Source organism: Sunxiuqinia dokdonensis (genome assembly GCF_001270965.1).
GTDB classification, from domain to species: domain Bacteria; phylum Bacteroidota; class Bacteroidia; order Bacteroidales; family Prolixibacteraceae; genus Sunxiuqinia; species Sunxiuqinia dokdonensis.
Genome location: NZ_LGIA01000128.1, coordinates 1 through 3,628 on the forward strand (window position 1 = coordinate 1; position 3,628 = coordinate 3,628).

The following is a 3,628-nucleotide window of genomic DNA, read 5'->3' on the forward strand; positions in this document are numbered from 1 at the left end:
TGTAGGCGGCAAGGTGCTATATGGATAAAGGCGTTTGTCGTCGGCTACATAAACCGTGTCGATAAAAAACAAGACAAGAACTACGAGAATCTGTTGTACCAGATTCGTCCGGCTTTTGGCGGAAACATCATCGCCACGATTATCAATCCCGACTGTCGTCCTCAAATGGCAACGGTTCGCGAAGGGGTGATGAAGAAGGAGATTCTCGATCCGAAATACAAAGGAAAGCTGGTGAAGCTTGATGTGGCGAAATATGTGAGCGATGCTGATTTTGTTGTTGAAATCATCGAACGTCACATGGAGAAGAGCAAAGTGAACATGAAGGCTGCTCCAATTGTGGTGGCTGGTGGTTATGGCATGGGCTCGAAAGAGAACTTCCAGCTACTGTACGACCTGGCCGAGGTGTTGGGCGGCGAAGTTGGCGCTTCGCGTGCAGCGGTTGATGCCGGATATGCTGAGCACGAACGTCAGATTGGACAAACGGGGGTAACCGTTCGCCCCAAATTATACATTGCCTGCGGAATTTCAGGACAAATCCAGCACCGCGCCGGAATGGAAGAATCCGCACAGATCATTGCGATTAATACCGATCCCGAAGCGCCCATCAATTCGGTGGCCGACTATGTGATCAATGGAGATGTGGGTGTCGTCCTTCCGAAGATGATCAAGTATTATAAACAGAACACCAAGTAGATCTTGTGAATTTTAAACATTGAACGAAATGGCTAATTATTATACCGATAATAAAGAACTGAAATTCCACCTCAATCACCCATTAATGGAAAAGATTGTCCGGTTAAAGGAAAGGAATTTCTCAGAAAAGAAAGTGTTTGATTTTGCCCCAATGGATCACGAAGACGCCATGGACAACTTCGATAAAGTGTTGGAAGTTGTTGGTGAAGTTTGTGGAGACATTGTTGGCCCAAACGCAGAATCGATCGATGCGGAAGGCCCACGTGTGGAGAATGGACGCGTGATTTATGCCAAAGGAACCGAAGTGAACATCGAGGCTTTAAACAAAGCGGGCTTGATGGGCATGTCCTTACCAAGGCAATATGGCGGATTGAATTTTCCAATTGTACCTTACATTATGGCCGCCGACATTGTTTCGCGTGCGGATGCTGGCTTCGTCAACATCTGGGGTTTGCAGGATTGTGCTGAAACCATCAATGAATTTGCTTCGGAAGAGCAAAAAGAAAAATACCTGACCCGTGTTTGTCAAGGTGAAACGATGGCGATGGACCTGACCGAACCGGATGCCGGATCGGATTTGCAGGCTGTTCAGTTAAAGGCGACTTACGATGAAAAGTCGGGCAAATGGCTGTTGAATGGTGTGAAGCGCTTTATCACCAATGGCGACGGACATATTTCGCTGGTTTTGGCCCGGTCCGAACCCGGCACCAAAGATGGACGCGGTTTGTCGATGTTTATTCACGATAAAAACGATGGGGGAGTAACCGTCCGGCGGATTGAGCATAAGATGGGAATTATTGGTTCGCCAACCTGCGAGCTGGTGTTTAAAGATGCTCCGGGCGAATTGGTCGGCGACCGAAAAATGGGCCTGATCAAATATGTGATGGCCTTGATGAACGGTGCACGCCTGGGTATTGCCGCGCAGTCGGTTGGTGTTTCCGAAGCTGCTTACCGCGAAGCTTTGGCCTATGCCAAGGAGCGCGTTCAGTTTGGAAAAGCCATTATGCGTTTCCCTGCAGTGTATGAGATCTTGGCCAACATGAAAGCCAAACTCGATGCATCGCGTACCCTGCTGTACGAAACAGCTCGCTTTGTGGATGTGTACAAAACCTACATGCACATTGCCGAAGAGCGTAAACTGGAGAAGGATGAGCGCGACGAGATGAAGAAATATCAGAAGCTGGCTGATATCTTCACGCCACTGGTTAAAGGAATGGCCAGCGAGTACGCCAACCAGTTGGCTTACGATGCCGTCCAGATTCACGGTGGCTCGGGGTTCATGAAAGATTATCCGGTGGAGCGGATTTATCGCGATGCCAGGATTACTTCCATTTACGAAGGAACAACGCAGTTGCAGGTCGTTGCTGCCATTCGGGGTGTAACCACAGGCGCTTACCTGAACCAAATCAGGGTTTACGAAGCCGCTAAAGTTTCGCCCGAACTGGAACATTTGCGCCGTACCTTAATCATTTTGACAGACGAGTACGAGCAAGCCGTCAACAAAGTGGTGTCAACCGATGACAATGAGTTTATTGATTTCCATGCCCGTCGCCTGGTTGAAATGGCCGGGAACATCATTATGAGTTACTTACTTGTGCTGGATTCGAACCGTGACGCGATGTTTACCAAGTCGGCCAAAAACTTCATTCGTTTGGCCAAGGCCCAGGTGAAAGCACACGGTGAGTTTATTCGCACGTCTGATATTAGCGACCTTGGATCATATAAATACGAAATGTAAACGCACCCAGAAAATAAAATAAAGAAGGCCTCGCTTGAAAAAGTGAGGCCTTCTTTATTTTTTTGAGAAAACGGGGGAGTATTCAATCAGCGAGGCGATTTGTTCTTCAGTTTGTAATCCATCAGTTCACGCGCCAGCTTTTGTTCGCGCACCAAAGCATTTTTCCGCAAAGTCTCCAAGTCTTCCTGTACTTCAGCCAACCGGTTCTTGGTCTCCTTGACCACACGGTGTCCACGATTGAAAAGTGAAAATAGGATGACCGAAATAACGGCAAGACAGATGATAATGCCCCACATGATGGCATTGTATGCTCCTTTGGAAACCTCAATCCCAATAAAGCGCATGCTGTCCTTCGCTTGCTGGGTGCTGCTTAGTTCTGCCTGAAGTTTTTCAATTTCGCTATTGGTGCTGGTCAGATTGCTTTTTAGCGTCGCAATTTCCTGCAAATGGCTATCCGCATCTTGTTTATATTGAAGGATGCTGTCCTGCGAATTTTTCTTGAGTAAATTATAGCCACTAATGCTGATCACTTTATATTCTTCAAAGGTGTTCGATCTTCGGTACAGATGTTCAAACTGTCCTTCGATACTCAAGCTGTCAAAGGCTGCGTTAAAAGAGTTGTTTTGAGCAAAAGTAGTTGTTGTAAGTACCAACAATGTAAATACAGTTACATATCTGGTTAGAATTTTCTTCATAATTGTTGTTCGTTATGTTTTTATCAAAGGCAAATATATGGGCGATTTCTGATTTGGCCATCATAAGATAGCTAAAAAGCAAGCTAAATGCAAAACGGAGCTTGCAGGTTTTTAGTATTGATTGAAAAATTAATCTGAAGGAATTTCGTCAGGGTGCACGAATGGTGTCGTCGTCGATGGCTTTTTTAAAACCAAAAAGTAAAAATCATACCATATATATAGTGTGATGATTTGTTTTCGGAGGGAGTCAATGCCATCAAAGAGGTACTTAATGGTTGAATCATCTGCTTCAGAATGTCGTTTTATTCGTGATTCTACTTAGAATGGGTTTGCCAATCGTGTGGAAGAGGACTGTTGACTACAAATTTTTCCAAGAGGTTTTCGGGGAGTAGCAGCTCCTTCACAGGTCGACATGCTTTCTTTGGTGTTCGTTCTTGTTGCTTTTCCGTTTTTTCGGGCTGCTTTTACTTTGGTGTAAGTAGTTGGTTTCAAGGGATTGAGT

3 protein-coding genes are annotated in these 3,628 nt (G+C 45.7%); 2 read left to right on the forward strand and 1 reads right to left on the reverse strand.

From position 1 onward, the window contains the following. Both NC99_RS07845 and NC99_RS07850 read left to right on the forward strand, forming a co-directional pair. Positions 1–693: electron transfer flavoprotein subunit alpha/FixB family protein (locus NC99_RS07845; RefSeq protein ID WP_162231175.1), on the forward strand; the 693-nt coding region annotated here is incomplete at its 5' end. Between the two features lie 28 nt (positions 694–721). Then, positions 722–2,431, forward strand: a complete 1,710-nt coding sequence (locus NC99_RS07850; RefSeq protein WP_053181894.1) for an acyl-CoA dehydrogenase family protein — start codon at positions 722–724, stop codon at positions 2,429–2,431. Between the two features lie 86 nt (positions 2,432–2,517). Here the strand turns inward: NC99_RS07850 and NC99_RS07855 are convergent, their stop codons facing one another. Beyond that, positions 2,518–3,126, reverse strand: a complete 609-nt coding sequence (locus NC99_RS07855; protein WP_053181898.1) for a hypothetical protein — start codon at positions 3,124–3,126, stop codon at positions 2,518–2,520. Between the last annotated feature and the right edge of the window lie 502 nt (positions 3,127–3,628).